The organism is uncultured Williamsia sp., assembly GCF_947494875.1.
GTDB lineage: Bacteria > Actinomycetota > Actinomycetes > Mycobacteriales > Mycobacteriaceae > Williamsia_A.
In genome coordinates this window covers 125,885-139,833 of the sequence record NZ_CANLWM010000005.1, presented here as the reverse complement: position 1 = coordinate 139,833, position 13,949 = coordinate 125,885, and the positions used below count along the sequence as shown (strand labels likewise).

At 72.0% G+C, this 13,949-nt stretch carries 11 protein-coding genes; all 11 read right to left on the bottom strand.

The features are described from left to right. Window positions 1–7 precede the first annotated feature (7 nt). Window positions 8–250 carry an RNA-binding protein gene (locus Q1A98_RS12985; RefSeq protein ID WP_253652578.1) on the bottom strand — a complete coding sequence of 81 codons (243 nt, stop codon included), beginning with the start codon at window positions 248–250 and terminating at the stop codon, window positions 8–10. Next, on the bottom strand, window positions 247–693 hold the full coding sequence (gene rpsP, locus Q1A98_RS12980; protein WP_299574115.1) for a 30S ribosomal protein S16: 447 nt from the start codon (window positions 691–693) through the stop codon (window positions 247–249). Before rpsP ends, Q1A98_RS12985 begins: the two co-directional genes overlap by 4 nt. Before the next feature lie 175 nt (window positions 694–868). Next, entirely contained in the window at window positions 869–1,954 is a 1,086-nt protein-coding gene (locus Q1A98_RS12975) for an amidohydrolase family protein (RefSeq protein ID WP_299574112.1), read from the bottom strand. A 10-nt stretch (window positions 1,955–1,964) separates the two neighbouring features. Then, window positions 1,965–3,512, bottom strand: a complete 1,548-nt coding sequence (gene ffh, locus Q1A98_RS12970) for a signal recognition particle protein (RefSeq protein ID WP_299574109.1) — start codon at window positions 3,510–3,512, stop codon at window positions 1,965–1,967. Between the two features lie 37 nt (window positions 3,513–3,549). Continuing rightward, a complete protein-coding gene (locus Q1A98_RS12965; protein ID WP_299574106.1) occupies window positions 3,550–6,111 on the bottom strand; it encodes a [protein-PII] uridylyltransferase in 2,562 nt (853 codons plus the stop codon). Window positions 6,112–6,126: 15 nt separating this feature from the next. Further along, window positions 6,127–6,465 carry a P-II family nitrogen regulator gene (locus Q1A98_RS12960; RefSeq protein ID WP_299574104.1) on the bottom strand — a complete coding sequence of 113 codons (339 nt, stop codon included), beginning with the start codon at window positions 6,463–6,465 and terminating at the stop codon, window positions 6,127–6,129. A 4-nt stretch (window positions 6,466–6,469) separates the two neighbouring features. Continuing rightward, window positions 6,470–7,852, bottom strand: a complete 1,383-nt coding sequence (locus Q1A98_RS12955; protein ID WP_299574662.1) for an ammonium transporter — start codon at window positions 7,850–7,852, stop codon at window positions 6,470–6,472. Window positions 7,853–8,068: 216 nt separating this feature from the next. Continuing rightward, complete coding sequence (gene ftsY / locus Q1A98_RS12950; RefSeq protein WP_299574102.1) at window positions 8,069–9,466, bottom strand: signal recognition particle-docking protein FtsY; 1,398 nt, start codon at window positions 9,464–9,466, stop codon at window positions 8,069–8,071. 35 nt (window positions 9,467–9,501) lie between these two features. Beyond that, window positions 9,502–13,110, bottom strand: coding sequence for a chromosome segregation protein SMC (gene smc, locus Q1A98_RS12945; protein WP_299574101.1), 3,609 nt, complete (start codon window positions 13,108–13,110; stop codon window positions 9,502–9,504). A gap of 65 nt (window positions 13,111–13,175) precedes the next feature. Then, window positions 13,176–13,463 carry an acylphosphatase gene (locus Q1A98_RS12940; RefSeq protein WP_299574100.1) on the bottom strand — a complete coding sequence of 96 codons (288 nt, stop codon included), beginning with the start codon at window positions 13,461–13,463 and terminating at the stop codon, window positions 13,176–13,178. After that, on the bottom strand, window positions 13,460–13,894 hold the full coding sequence (locus Q1A98_RS12935) for an OsmC family protein (protein WP_299574098.1): 435 nt from the start codon (window positions 13,892–13,894) through the stop codon (window positions 13,460–13,462). Before Q1A98_RS12935 ends, Q1A98_RS12940 begins: the two co-directional genes overlap by 4 nt. Window positions 13,895–13,949 lie beyond the last annotated feature (55 nt).

Genomic DNA, 13,949 nt, shown 5'->3' with positions numbered 1-13,949 from the left:
GCGGGCGTCAGCGGTCGGTGTCGACGATGTCCAGGCGGACGCCGCGACCGCCGATCCCGCCGACCAGGGTCCGCAGGGCGGTCGCGGTGCGACCACCCCGCCCGATCACCTTGCCGAGGTCCTCGGGGTTGACGTGCACCTCGACCATCCGACCGCGACGGCCGGTGATGTACTCCACCCGGACGTCGTCGGGGTTGGCGACGATACCGCGCACCAGGTGCTCGACGGCGTCGGCGACGACAGCACTCACTCGGCGGCCTCGGTGGCCGGGGTCTCCTCGGCGGTGGCGTCGGTGTCGGCCTTCTTCGGTGCGCGCTTCTTCGGTGTCGTGGCCTCGCCGGCGGGCTCGCTGTCGGCGGAGGCGAGCGCGGCGTTGAACAGGTCGAGCTTGCTCTGCTTGGGCTCCTTCACCTTGAGGGTGCCCTCGGCGCCCGGCAGGCCCTTGAACTTCTGCCAGTCACCGGTGATCTTCAGCAGCGCCTGCACCGGCTCGGTGGGCTGGGCGCCGACGCCGAGCCAGTACTGCGCGCGCTCGGAGTCGATCTCGATCAGGCTCGGCTCTTCCTTCGGGTGGTACTTGCCGATCGTCTCGATGGCGCGACCGTCGCGGCGGGTGCGGGCGTCGGCGACGATGACGCGGTACTGCGGGTTGCGGATCTTGCCGAGGCGCGTGAGCTTGATCTTGACTGCCATGTGAGGTCTCTCTTCTGTGGGTCACAGCGCGATTCAGCGACCCACCCGGTGTGGTGGGCCCGGTTTCGCGGTTGATGTGGCGTGACCGTCGGGCGGCGCATGACCGGATCCGACGTACCAGCGCGCCATTGTGCCAGAGGGCGCACCCGCGCCCGAAATCGCGCGCGGCCGGCCGCTACAGGACGGCGCCGCCGACGACGACCGCGGCGGGGGCGCGCAGGGTGTCGAGCTCGGCGCGGGGATCGGCCCGCAGGACGAGCAGGTCGGCGCGGTCACCGTCGCCGAGAGCGCCCGCCGACAGCCAGGTGCGTGCCTCGACGGTCGCCGCCGCGAGGACCTGCTCGGTCGACAGTCCGACGCCGGTGAGCGCGGCGATCTCGTCGACGATGCGGCCGTGCTCGACGAACCCGCCGGCGTCGGTTCCGGTGAAGACCGGGACGCCGGCCTCGACCGCGGCGGCGACCACGCCGGGCGCGTCGGCGTGCAGCGCCCGCATGTGTGCCGCGTAGGTCGGGAATCGGTCGGCGGAGTCGGCGATGCCGGGGAAGTTGTCGACCTGGATGAGGGTCGGCACGAGGGCGATCTGCCGGCGGGCCATCTCGGCGATGAGGTCGTCGGTGAGGCCCGTGCCGTGTTCGATGCAGTCGACGCCCGCGGCGATCAGGCCGTGCAGGGCGTCGGTGCCGAACACGTGGGCGGTGATCCGCGCACCCTCGTCGTGCGCGGCGGCGACCGCCGCGGCGACCTGGTCGTCGGTCCAGAGCGGGGCGAGGTCACCCACCTCGCGGTCGATCCAGTCACCGACGAGCTTGACCCACCCGTCCCCGGCACGGGCCTGGCGACGGACCTCGTCGGCGAGGCTGTCGGGGTCGTCGAGTTCGACGCCGTAGTCCCGCAGGTACCGCTTCGGGCGCGCGATGTGCTTGCCCGCCCGCAGGAACCGAGGGCAGCGCGGGTCGGCATCGAGCGGGTGGGTGTCGACCGGGGACCCGACCTCGCGGATCAGCAGCGCCCCCGAGCGCGCGTCGGCGAGCGCGAACTCCCGCGCCTGACTCATCGTCACCCCGAGACCCGGGGCGATCCCGACGTGGTTGTGGGCGTCGACCAGGCCCGCCAGGACCCAGGCGTCGTCGGCGATCGTGACCGCGTCCGGCACGGGATCGTGGCGTATCACCTCGCCGTCGGTCCACAGCTCGATCGGCTCACCGGTCAGCGCGTCGTGGCCGCGGACGTGCAGCGGAGGCGCGGACGGACGCGTCATGTCGGGGGCGTCAGCGCTTCTTGGGCTGCAGGCTCGACAGGTCGATGCCCTCGAGACCCGGGGGCAGCTGATCGAGACCGGGCGGCATGTTCGACAGGTCGGGGAACCCCGCCGGCATGCCGGGCATGCCGCCGCGCACCTTCGGCGGCGTCGGACCGCGGCCGCCCTTCTTCCCCTTCTTGCCGCCCTTCTTGCGGTTGGTGCGGCGGTTGCCGCCGGGCATGCCCATGCGTCCCGACATCTGGGCCATCATCTTGCGTGCGTCGTAGAAGCGGTCGACGAGCTGGTTGACCTCGCTGACGCTGACGCCGGACCCGTTGGCGATCCGCAGCCGTCGGGAGGCGTTGATGATCTTGGGGTTGTCCCGCTCGGCGGGTGTCATGCCGCGGATGATCGCCTGCACACGGTCGAGCTGCTTGTCGTCGACCTGGCTCAGCGCGTCCTTCATCTGACCCGCACCGGGGAGCATGCCGAGCAGGTTCCCGATCGGACCCATCTTCCGGATCATGAGCATCTGCTCGAGGAAGTCCTCGAGGGTGAGCTCGCCCTGGGTGATCTTCGCCGCGGCCGCCTCGGCCTGGGTGGCGTCCCAGTGCTCCTCGGCCTGCTCGATGAGGCTGAGCACGTCGCCCATGCCCAGGATGCGGCTGGCCATGCGGTCGGGGTGGAAGGTGTCGAACTCCTCGAGCTTCTCGCCCGACGACGCGAACATGATCGGCGCACCGGTCATCTCGCGGATCGACAGGGCGGCACCGCCGCGGGCGTCGCCGTCGAGTTTGGTGAGGACGACACCGGTGAAACCGACACCCTCGGCGAACGCCTCGGCGGTGGTGACCGCGTCCTGACCGATCATCGCGTCGACGACGAACAGCACCTCGTCGGGCTGGACGGCGTCGCGGATGCCCTTGGCCTGCGCCATCAGTTCCTCGTCGATGCCGAGACGACCGGCGGTGTCGACGATGACGATGTCGTGCTGCTTGGAGCGGGCCTCGGCGACACCGGCGCGCGCGACCTCCACCGGATCGGCGGCGCTGACCCCGAGCTCACCCTCGCCACCGACAGAGGTCCCGGGATGCGGCGCGAACACCGGGGTGCCCGCGCGCTCGCCGACGATCTGCAGCTGGCTCACCGCGCCGGGGCGCTGGAGGTCACACGCGACCAGGAGCGGGGTGTGCCCCTGCTTGATCAGCCACGCCGAGAGCTTGCCCGCCAGGGTCGTCTTACCGGCACCCTGCAGACCCGCGAGCATGATGACCGTGGGCGGGGTCTTGGCGAACGCGATGCGACGGGTCTCACCGCCCAGGATCCCGACGAGTTCCTCGTTGACGATCTTGACGATCTGCTGGGCCGGGTTCAGCGCCCCCGAGACCTCGGCCCCCTTGGCGCGTTCCTTGACCCGCGCGATGAACCCGCGGACCACCTGCAGCGAGACGTCGGCGTCGAGCAGGGCGAGCCGGATCTCCCGGCAGGTCCGGTCGATGTCGGCGTCGGAGAGCTTGCCCTTGCCGCGCAGGTCCTTGAGGGCACCGGTCAACCGGTCGGACAGGGAATCGAACATGACCACCAGCGTATTCGACGGACCGACGGTGGCGGCGTCAGGCGCCGGGCACCCCGCCGCGGGAACTCTCGGCGGTGGGCGGGCCGGCCTCGGTCTCGCGGGGTGGTTCGGGCGGGGGCACCACCGCGATCACCGCGGCCGCGAGCTCCGACCGCCGCTGCGGCGAGTCGTCGGGCAGGCGCACACAGAAGGTGTCGACGACGGTCCCGCCGAGGGTCTCCACCGTCGCCCAGACGATGTCGACGCCGTGCCGCTCGAGCACTGCAGACACCCGTGACAGCAGGCCGATGCGGTCGGCGGCGCGCAGTTCGAGGACCGGGCCGCTCCCGACCGCGGCGTCCGGTTCGACCCACAGCACCCGGGGCGGGGCCATGGCGAACAGCGCAGGGACGGCCACCGGGGTGCCGTCCTCGGGGGGCGAGGCGACCGGTATCGGCGACTCGACCTCCCGCGCGTCGAGGCGGCGGATCACGTCGAGCGTGCCCGCCGTCGCCTGCAGCACCTGCTGCCGGAGGAGACCGGGATCCGGTGGGTCACCGAACGCGGGGATGACCCGGAACGTGTTGACCACACTTCCCGCGTGCGACTGCACCGTCGCGGTGTGGCATCGCAACCCGTTGAGCGCCAACACCCCCGAGGTCGTCGAGAGCAGGCCCGGACCGTCGGGCGCGATGACCGTGACGACCCTCGTGTGCGACCCGGGGACCGCCGCGATGTCGACGTGCACTCCCCCGGCCTCGGCACGGGCCCGCTGGTCGTCGGTGAGCGGCTCCGGCCGATGCAGCTCCTCGCCGTCCATGACCCGCAGGCAGCGCCGGACCAGTTCGGAGATCAACGAGGCCTTCCAGTCACCCCAGACACCGGGTCCGGTCGCGAGGGAATCGGCCTCGGCCAGCGCGGCGAGCAACTCGAGCAGCACGCGGTCGCCACCGAGGGTGTCGACGACGAACTGCGTCGTGGCCGGGTCGTCGGGGTCGCGTCGTGTCGCCGTCACCGGCAGCAGGAGGTGGTGACGCACCATCTCCGACAGCGTCGCGACGTCCTGCGGCCACAGTCCGAAGCGGTTGCCGATCTGGGTGGCGAGCTCGGCGCCGACGATCGAGTGGTCGGAGCCGCGTCCCTTGCCGAGATCGTGCAGCAGCGCGCCGAGCACCAGCAGGTCGGGCCGGGACACGCGGGTGGTCATCGACGACGCGTAGGACGCGGTCTCGACGAGATGCCGGTCGACCGTCCACGTGTGGATCGGGTCCCGCGGCGGGAGGTCGCGCACCGCACCCCATTCGGGCAGCAGCCTCCCCCACAGGCCGGTGCGGTCCAGCGCCTCGATGGGAGCGACCATGTGCCGCCCCGTACCGAGCAGCACCAGCAGGTCGCTGAGAGCCTCGGAAGGCCACGGTTCCCGCAGTTCGGGGGCGTGGTCGGCGAGTCGGTTGAGCGTCGAGGCACTGATCGGCAGACCGGTGCGGGCCGAGGCGGCCGCGACCCGCAGGATCAGCCCCGGGTCCTTGCTGGGGATCGCGTTGCGCGCCAACACCACCTCGCCGGCGTGCTCGACGACGCCCTCGTCGAGCGGACGGCGCACCGGGGAGCGGCGCAGTTTCGCCAGTCCGCGGCGCGGCAGGGCGTTGCCCGCGGTCCGCAACCCGACGTCGACGGAGTAGCTGATGGTGCGCGCGCTGTCGCTGATGACGCGGGCGAGGTCGAAACGGTCGCCGATGCGCAGCGCGGCGCCGATCTCGTCGGCGTCCTGCGCCCGCAGCTGTTCGCGCGGTCGACCGGCGATGCGGTGGAGTTCGGTGCGGATGTCGAGGAGTCGCCCGTAGGCGATCTGCAGGCCGGCGCCGGGTGAGTCGGGCCGGAGGGTGCCCATCCCGTCGGTGAGCTGCGCGGTAGCCAGCGCGCCCAGCATCTGCACGTCGCGCAGGCCGCCGCGCCCGTTCTTCAGGTCGGGTTCGGCGCGATGCGCGATGTCGCCGCTGCGTCGCCACCGGTCGCGGGCGGCCTCGACGAACTGGGGGAAGCGGGTGCGGATGTCGGCGCGCCACTGTCGTCGGACGCCGGAGATCAACAACGTCGACAGCGCTTCGTCGCCGGCGATGTGCCGGGCCTCGAGCAGGCCCAGTGCGGCACTCATGTCCTGCGACGCGACCTGCAGCGCCTGCGGGACCGTGCGCACGCTGTGGTCGAGCTTGATGTGGGCGTCCCACAGCGGGTACCAGAGGCCGTCGGCGACCTCGGCGACCCGCGCGGGGTCCATGTCGTCGTGCAGCAGGATCAGGTCGAGGTCGGAGTGCGGCAGCATCTCCTGGCGGCCCAGTCCGCCGACGGCGACGATCGCGAAACCGCTGTCGGGGCGGATCCCGAGTTCGGCGCCCTTCGTGGTGAGCCAGAAGTCGTGCAGGTCGACGAGCACCTGTCGGAGCCCGGCGGCGTCGTCGCGGTGCGCGGCGTCGCTGTGGGCGAGGAGTTGTCGGCGGGCGGCGACGAGATCCGCGGCGGCCGAGGACGGGACCGGCCCCGATCCCGGCGTGGAGCCGGGGCCGGGGCCGGTCGTGTCGTCGCCGTGGGATCCGGCGCCACCGGAGGTGACGAACGGCACAGGTGTCTGTGCCGCTTACAGCGCGTCTGCGCCGCGCTCGCCCGTGCGGACCCGCACGACCGAGTCCACCGGGGAGACCCACACCTTGCCGTCACCGATCTTGCCGGTACGGGCGGCCTCGACGATGACGTCGACGACCTTGTCGACCGCCGCCTCGTCCACGACCACCTCGACCCGCACCTTGGGGACGAAGTCGACCGAGTACTCCGCGCCGCGGTAGACCTCGGTGTGGCCCTTCTGTCGGCCGTAGCCCTGGACCTCGCTGACGGTCATGCCGAGCACACCGGCCTGCTCGAGTCCGGTCTTGACGTCCTCGAGTGTGAACGGCTTGACGATTGCTGTGACGAGTTTCACGTGCTCATCCCTCCTTGCCGAGAGCGAGACCGCTCTGGCTCAACGCGCTGGTTCCCGAGCTCCCACCGAGTGCCGCGAAGTCGTACGCGGACTCCGCGTGCTGCGACTCGTCGGCTCCCTCGGCCTCCGCTTCGGGATCGATCCGCAGGCCGATGGTGAACTTGATGATCAGCCCGATTATGGCAGTTCCGATCGCCGAGTAGGCGAGCACGGAGAACGCACCCACCGCCTGACGCCACAGCTGGTCGAACCCGCCGCCGTAGAACAGGCCGTCGACCGCCGCCGGGGCCTGGTGCGTGGCGACCAGGCCGACCAGCAGGGTGCCGATGAGACCGCCGACGAGGTGGACACCCACGACGTCGAGCGAGTCGTCGAAGCCGAGCTTGAACTTCAGGCCGACCGCGAGGGCACAGATCGCGCCGGCGACCACGCCGATGACGAGCGCACCGAGCACGTTGACCGACGAACAGGACGGCGTGATCGCGACCAGACCGGCGACCACACCCGAAGCGCCACCGAGCGACGTCGCGTGGCCGTCACGGATGACCTCGACCACGAGCCAGGCGAGCATCGCCGCGGCCGTGGCGACCGTTGTCGTGAGGAACGTCGTGCCGGCGGTGCCGTTCGACGAGGTCGCCGAGCCGGCGTTGAAGCCGTACCACCCGAACCACAGCAGACCCGCGCCGAGCATGACGAACGGGAGGTTGTGCGGACGCATCGGCGTCGTCGGCCAGCCGCGACGCTTGCCGAGCAGGATCGCGAGCACCAGGCCCGCGACACCGGCGTTGATGTGGACCGCGGTACCGCCGGCGAAGTCGATCGCCTTGAGCTTGTTGGCGATCCAGCCACCGTGCTCACCGGTGTAGCCGTCGAAGGCGAAGACCCAGTGCGCGACGGGGAAGTACACGATCGTCGACCACAGCACGGTGAAGGCCGCCCACGCGCTGAACTTCATGCGGTCGGCGACGGCACCGGAGACCAGCGCGACGGTGATGATGGCGAACATCAGCTGGAACATGACGAACACCGACAGCGGAAGGGTGCCGAACAGCGGGATGTTCACCGCGTCGGACGCCTCGGTGCCGGTCGCGGCGTCCGCCGCGACGGCCGCCGCGCCGTTGCCGCTGATGACGCCCTTGAGGCCGAGGTACTGGCCCGGGTCACCGATGACGCCGCCCTTGTCCTCACCGAAGGCGAAGGAGAAGCCGTACAGCGCCCACAACACGGTGACGATGCCCATGGACGAGACACTCATCATGATCATGTTGAGGACGTTCTTGGCGCGCACCATGCCGCCGTAGAAGAACGCCAGACCTGGGGTCATCAGCAACACGAGCGCTGAGCTCGCGAGCATCCAGGCGGTGTCTCCGGCATCCGGGACACCCATTGCGGGGTAAGCCACCAATTCCTCCTCGTGTCACACCGGGTGTCCCGAGGCGGGTCATCCGGCTTCGATCTGCATGGAGGTTGCTATCCGCATGTTTCGGTGGTGGCTATGCCATGTTTCGCGAGTGTGAACGGAACGGCCGCGCAGATTTCGTCCGTGTATCGCCGCAGGTCACGAACACGTTTGTGCGGCTAAGCACGCTGTGGTCGGCCGACGTCAGCCGAGCAGCGCGTCGACGAACGCGGCGGGCTCGAACGGCGCCAGATCGTCGGCGCCCTCCCCCAGTCCGACCAGTTTCACCGGCACGCCGAGCTCGCGCTGCACCCGGAACACGATGCCGCCCTTCGCGGTGCCGTCGAGCTTGGTCAGCACCACGCCGCTGATGTCGACGACGTCTCCGAACACCTTGGCCTGGGTGAGTCCGTTCTGACCGGTGGTGGCGTCGAGGACCAGCAGCACCTCGTCGACGGTGGCCTTCTTCTCCACCACGCGCTTGACCTTGCCGAGCTCGTCCATGAGTCCGGTCTTGGTGTGCAATCGGCCGGCGGTGTCGACGACGACCACGTCGACGCCGTCGGCGACGCCGCTCGCGACGGCCTCGAAGGCGACCGACGCCGGGTCGGCGCCCTCCTTGCCGCGCACGGTGGTCGCGCCGACGCGCTCCCCCCAGGTCTGCAACTGGTCGGCGGCGGCCGCGCGGAACGTGTCCGCGGCGCCGAGCAGGACCCGCCGGCCGTCGGCGACGAGCACACGCGCCAGCTTGCCGACCGTCGTGGTCTTGCCGGTGCCGTTCACGCCGACGACGAGCAGCACGGCCGGGGTCCCGGCGTGCGGCAGCGCGCGGATGGACCGGTCCATGTCGGGCAGGAGCTCGTCGACGAGGACGGTGCGCAACACCTCACGCGCCCCGGCTGCGGTCCGCACCGACGACTCGGCGAGCCCGGTGCGCAGGCGCTCCACGATGGCCGTGGTGGTCGCCGAGCCGAGGTCGGCCGAGAGCAGGAGGTCCTCGACCTCCTCCCACGACTCCTCGTCGAGGTCACCACCGCCGAGCAGCCCGAGGACGCCCTTGCCGAGCGTCGACTGCGACCGCGCGAGCCGTCCGCGCAGGCGGGTGAGGCGGCCCTCGACCGGCTCGATGACGTCGCGCTGCGGGATCCGCTCGTCGAGCGTCGCCGCGTCGTCGGGGACGACGACCTCGTCGGGGGCCGACGGACGCTCCACCACCGGCGGTGTCTCCGGCACCGGTTGCGTGACGGGCGGGGTGTCGTCGACGGGGACGTCGACGTCCGGCAGGGACAGTTCGGTGAACGATCGCTTCGGCGCGTCCCGCGGGACCGACGCGTCGTCCCCGACGCGGGGCTGACCGTCGGTGTCGGTGCGTTCGGGCAGGACGGGCGGGTCGGCGGTCGCCGTGTCGCCGCCCTGGGTGAACGAGAACCCGCCGCCGGCCTGGTACGAGCCCGACCGGTCGACCTCGCGCGGCGTGGTGTCGGTGTCGGGTTCGCGCAGCGACACACGGCGTCGACGGCCGATCACCAGACCGACGACGAGGGCGATCAGCAGGACCGCGACGACCGCGACGGCGATGACGACGATCAGTTCGGTGCTCACCGGATCATTGTGTCAACCGCGACGGGTGGGCGGCGTCAGCGGGCCGCGGCGCCCGTCTCGACGCCGCGCAGGCGCTGGGAGATCACCGTGGTGATGCCGTCGCCCTGCATGCTGACGCCGTAGAGCGCGTCGGCGATCTCCATCGTCGGCTTCTGATGGGTGATGACGATCAGCTGCGACCGTTCGCGGAGCTGCTCGAACAACCGGATCAGGCGCCGCAGGTTCGTGTCGTCGAGTGCGGCCTCGACCTCGTCCATGACGTAGAACGGCGACGGGCGCGCCCGGAAGATCGCCACCAGCATCGCGATCGCGGTGAGCGACTTCTCGCCACCGGACAGCAGCGACAGGCGCTTGACCTTCTTGCCCGGGGGCCGCGCCTCCACCTCGATGCCGGTGGTGAGCATGTCGCCCGGGTCGGTGAGGATCAACCGGCCCTCGCCGCCGGGGAACAGCGTCGCGAACACCTCGACGAACTCGCGCTCCACGTCGGCGTAGGCCTCGGTGAAGACGCGCAGGATCGTCTCGTCGACGTCGGCGACGACGTCGAGGAGGTCACGTCGGGCGCTGCGCACGTCCTCGAGCTGCGTGGAGAGGAAGGTGTAGCGCTCCTCGAGCGCGGCGAACTCCTCGAGCGCGAGCGGGTTCACCTTGCCCAGCGCGGTCAGGTCCTTCTGCGCGGTCTTCGCCCGTCGTTCCTGCGACGCCCGGTCGTACGGCATGGGTGACGGGGCGACGACGATCTCGCCGCGCTCCTTCGCCTGCTCGTACTCGGCCATCTCGAGCGCGGTGGGCGGCAGCGGCACGTCGGGCCCGTACTCGGCAACGAGGTCGTCGGGTCCGATGGACCACGTCTCCATGATCTGCGCCTCGAGCTGTTCCACCCGCAGCGCCAGCTGCGCGCCGGCGACCTCGTCGGCGTGGAGTTCCTCGCGGAGTCCGGCCAGCTCCGCGGTGAGCTCCGCGACGCGGCGCCGGGCGACGTCGAGCTGCGTCGACCGCTGCGTGCGCGCCGACTCGAGACGGTCGCGGATGTCCTGGGCGGTCGCCACCGATCCGCGCAGCCGCCCGTCGATCGCGTCGCAGGCCGCGACCACCGCGGCGGCCACCTCCGCGGCGCGCGCTCGCGCGGCGTTCTGACGTTCGGCGCGGGCGCGGGACTCGCGTTCCGCGGCCGCCGAGCGGCGCAGTTGGTCGGCCCGGCCGCGGATCGACGCGAGACGCTCCTCGGCCGTGCGCAGGGACAGTCGCGCGTCGGTCTCCTCCGCCCGGGCGTCGGCGACCGCGGCCGCCGCTGCCGCACGTTCGGCGTCGGCACCGGTGTCGCTGACGTGGTCGTCGGGGTCGACGCGCGCGGCCTGCAGACGGCGCTCCATCTCGGCGAGTTCGGCGACGGCGGTCGCGCGGTTCGACTCGACCGCCGCGCGTCGCACCGAGAGGCGCTCGGCCTCGCCGTGTGCGGCACGCACGGCCTGTCCGAGGCGGGCCAGTTGCTCGTACACCGCACCGACGGCGGCGTCGGACTCGTGCAACGCGGTGACCGCGTCGTCGGCGGCACGCCGCCGGGCCTCCTGCTCGGCCAGAGCCCCCGACAACGCGGCGGACAGTTCCTCACACCGGTGCCGGGAGATGACGAGATCGGCCTCGGCGGAGTCGATCTCGGCCTGCAGCTCCAGGGCCGACGGTCGCCGGTCCGAGCCGCCGCTGAGCCAGCCGGGCCCCACGACGTCGCCGTCCCGGGTGACGACGAGCAGACGGTCGCCGGTGTCGACCGCGTCGCGGGAGATCCGGGTGGCGACGTCGAGGTCGTCGGCCACCACCGTCGCGGCGAGGACGAGGTCCATCGCCCCTTGCAGGTCGTCGGGGGCGCGCACGAGGTCGGCGATCCACCTCGCCCCGACCGGCAGCGTGATCGTGCGGGCGGGCGTGTGCCGCGGGAGCCCGCCGACGACGAGCGCCGCCCGGCCCGCGTCGGCATCCTTCAGTCGACGCAGCGCGGTGTGGGCCGCACGGTGATCGGTCGCGGCGACGGCGTCCTCGGCGGGTCCGAGCGCGGCGGCGACAGCCGTCTCGTAGCCGGGCTCGATCCGCAGCACGTCGGCGAGGGCGCCCCGGAGCCCGTCGTCGGACTCCGACAGCAGCCACGCGCCACCGTCGCGCCGGCTCAGACCGGTCGACAGCGCGTCGATGCGCGCGGTCAGCGACGCGACCTGCTGTTCGGCGGCGCGTTCGGCGGCCTGCAGTTCGGTGACACGGGCGTTCGCCGCGTCGAGTGCGGCGACGGTCCGCTCGTGGTGCTCGTCGAGGCCCTTCTCCGTCGCGTCGAGTTCGGGGACCCGCGCCTGCACGGCGTCGAACTCACGCTGCGCCTCATCGGCGCGCTGCGCGGCCTCCACGATCGCCTCCGACAGGCGCGTGTCCTCGGCCTCGGCCGACTCCACGCGCGCGGCCAGGGTCGTCACCTGACCCTCCAGCCGCACGAGTCCCTCGCGGCGGTCGGCGACGGCGCGAACGGCGGCCATGTGGGCGCGCTCGGCCTCGCTCGCGACGGACTCCGCGGCCTGCAGCGCGGCGCGCGCGGACTCCAGCGTGGTCTGCGCCTCCTCGACGGCCTCGGTGCGGATGGCCTCGTCCTCCGCGGCAGCCTCGGCCGCGGCGTCGAGTTCGTCGGGGTCGCGTCCCGCCTCGACGACGACCGGCTCGGCGAGGTGCCTCGAGCGCTCCGCGGCCACCCGTCGCGTCGCGTCGATGCGTTCGGCGAGCGCCGACAGACGGAACCAGCTCGACGCGGCCGCCTGCGCGGCGGGTGCGATCGCGGCGACCTGCTCCTCGTGGCCGGTCATCTCGGCCGTCGCGGCGTCGAGCGCGGCGGCGACGGCGTCGGAGCGTTCGCGGATCTGCGCCTCGACGGCGTCGCGGTCGGCACGGGATGCCCGCAGCGTGACGAGGTCGTCGGCGGCGAGGCGCAGTCGCGCGTCACGCAGGTCGGCCTGGACGGTGGCGGCGCGGCGCGCCACCTCGGCCTGGCGACCCAGCGGTTTGAGCTGGCGGCGGAGTTCGTCGGTGAGGTCGGTGAGCCGGGCCAGGTTGGCCTGCATGGACTCGAGCTTGCGGACGGCCTTCTCTTTGCGCTTGCGGTGCTTGAGGACCCCGGCTGCCTCCTCGATGAACGCGCGCCGGTCCTCGGGGCGGGACTCGAGGATCGCCGAGAGCCGTCCCTGCCCGACGATGACGTGCATCTCGCGGCCGATACCGGAGTCGCTGAGCAGCTCTTGCACGTCCATGAGACGACAGGTGCTGCCGTTGATCTCGTACTCGCCGGCGCCGTCGCGGAACATGCGCCGCGTCACCGACACCTCGGAGTAGTCGATGGGCAGCGCGCCGTCGGCGTTGTCGATCGTGAGGGTGACCTCGGCGCGGCCCAGGGGTGCGCGGCCGGACGTGCCGGCGAAGATGACGTCCTCCATCTTCCCGCCGCGCAGCGCCTTCGCGCCCTGCTCCCCCATCACCCAGCTGAGCGCGTCGACGACGTTCGACTTGCCGGATCCGTTCGGCCCGACGACACAAGTGATCCCCGGCTCGAAGCGCAGGGTGGTGGCCGACGCGAAGGACTTGAATCCCTTCAACGTCAGGCTCTTGAGGTGCACGGGGGTAGAGGGTAATCGCCTCGGTGACCACCGGGTGAACGCGACGCGGCCTCGGGCCGCTCTCGTCAGCGCTCGACGAACCCGCTGAACTCGCCCGTCGCGGGGGCGGTGTCGTCGACGACGAGGTCGACGTGCCCGGGCGTATCGCCGCCGCGCAGCAGTTCGAGGAGCCGTGCGGTCGCCTCGGGCGTGCCCTCCGCGGCGACGAGCACCCGTCCGTCCGCCTGGTTGGCCGCGTATCCGGTGAGGCCGAGCTCCAACGCCCGCGAGCGTGTCCACCACCGGAACCCGACGCCCTGGACGTGCCCGTGGACCCAGGCGGTCAGCCGGACCGCGCCTGCGGGGGCGCTCACGGTGTGGGGATGTCGAGGTCGACCGCGGTGCCTGCCTTCAGCGTCCGGCCGACGGTACAGCTGGCGTCGACCGACCGGCGCACGACGGTCAGCAGCCGGTCCAGGGCGGCGGCGTCGAGGTCGGAGAGGTCGAGTTCGAGCGACTCGTGCAGGCGTGGGTAGACCTCGTTGTCTCGGTCGGCGTCGCCGGACACACGGACGGTGGCGGCGTAGTCGTCGCCGAGGCGTCGGGCCAGCGTGGCGTCCGAGCTCATCCCGGTGCAGGCGGCGAGGGCGATCTTCAGGAGTTCGCCGGGGGTGAAGACGCCGTCGACGTCGACCGAACCGACCTCGACGGAGGCCCCGCGCGAGCTGTGTCCGACGTACCGGCGGGTGCCGGTCCGCTCCACCCAGAGCTCGGTGGTGGCGGGTGCGGTGTTCTCAGCGGTCATGCCAGCAGTCAACACGGCCCGCGCGGCGCGGATTCCACTCACACCGCTCGGCTGC

Coding starts and splice junctions, on each gene's coding strand:
- rpsP (WP_299574115.1), bottom strand. CDS start 693: ATGGCAGTCAAGATCAAGCTCACGCGCCTCGGCAAGATCCGCAACCCG.
- Q1A98_RS12975 (WP_299574112.1), bottom strand. CDS start 1,954: ATGACGCGTCCGTCCGCGCCTCCGCTGCACGTCCGCGGCCACGACGCG.
- ffh (WP_299574109.1), bottom strand. CDS start 3,512: ATGTTCGATTCCCTGTCCGACCGGTTGACCGGTGCCCTCAAGGACCTG.
- Q1A98_RS12955 (WP_299574662.1), bottom strand. CDS start 7,852: ATGGGTGTCCCGGATGCCGGAGACACCGCCTGGATGCTCGCGAGCTCA.
- Q1A98_RS12935 (WP_299574098.1), bottom strand. CDS start 13,894: ATGACCGCTGAGAACACCGCACCCGCCACCACCGAGCTCTGGGTGGAG.